Consider the following 509-nt stretch of genomic DNA (forward strand, 5'->3'; position numbering starts at 1 on the left):
GTGGAATGAGGCCAAAATGCTGCGGCCAGAAGCTGATGCGCTGTTCATCAGGGACGGGAGTGGCAACCAGCTGAGGTGGGTTATTCCCTGATGCAGTGGTTACGGAAACAGAAGGTGTGGTGGAATTATGCGAAACGGTTGTCATGAGGTTATTCCTTATAAAAAGTAAATGAATGGAAGAAGCCCCGGGGCAGGAACAGATGTGAGTCAGGACTGCACTTTCAGTGAAACGGCATCAGCGCATGCTCTCCAGCAGCGTTTCTGCCATCACCCACAATGCGCGATTGAGCTTAATGTCGGTATCAATGCTGTGAATGGCCCGGGTATGGATACGTTTTCCTTTTGCACTGCGACCGGAAATCCCGCCTTTCAGCATATTCTCCTGGATGGTCTGATAAGCACTCCACAGGTCCTTACCGTAATCCTCCCGGCGTCGTGGTGTCAGAATGTCGGTGGTGGTGACGGGCTGATGTTCGTCACCATAACGGTAAGTCAGTGCCGCCTGTGCC

Annotated in this window: 1 protein-coding gene and 1 pseudogene; both read right to left on the minus strand. The window is 52.5% G+C overall.

Features of this window, described 5'->3' with window-relative positions; genetic code table 11:
• Positions 1 to 145: pseudogene (locus tag HEN33_RS25445) on the minus strand (antirestriction protein); the annotation flags it as partial.
• Positions 146 to 235: 90 nt separating this feature from the next.
• A partial coding sequence (locus HEN33_RS25450) for a DUF932 domain-containing protein (RefSeq protein ID WP_183083539.1) occupies positions 236 to 509 on the minus strand: 274 nt, incomplete at its 5' end.

The organism is Escherichia sp. 94.0001 (genome assembly GCF_013369155.2).
GTDB lineage: Bacteria > Pseudomonadota > Gammaproteobacteria > Enterobacterales > Enterobacteriaceae > Escherichia > Escherichia coli_F.